Here is a 268-nt window from a genome sequence, read left to right as displayed (position 1 = left end):
AAGTACGCCGTCATGAGTAGTTGCAGTTCACCCTTGAGGCTGATTCAAATGAAGTTGCTTAATGATTTGATCAAACAGTTCACGGTCTTCTGCACAGTCAACAGCAGCTCCTTCTGTGCCTAGAATGCTGCCGCCATGTTCTTGTGACCCCTGAGCCAGATTCATTGAGGTTTGACCACCAAATTAAACTATCACGCCTTCTGGATTTTCCAAGTCGCAGACATTCAGGACATCTTCCAAAGTTAATGGTTCAAAGTAGAATTTATCT

The 268-nt window shown here is 43.7% G+C and carries 1 pseudogene; it reads right to left on the bottom strand.

The annotated features are described in order from the left end of the window. Positions 1-30: 30 nt before the first annotated feature. Positions 31-268 (bottom strand): annotated as a pseudogene (locus tag CP367_RS10595) (hypothetical protein); the annotation flags it as partial.

The sequence above is a fragment of the Lactobacillus sp. UMNPBX16 genome, assembly GCF_002553775.1.
GTDB classification, from domain to species: domain Bacteria; phylum Bacillota; class Bacilli; order Lactobacillales; family Lactobacillaceae; genus Lactobacillus; species Lactobacillus crispatus.
The sequence above is the reverse complement of the archived record's forward strand: the minus strand, read 5'-3'. Positions and strand labels throughout refer to the sequence as shown.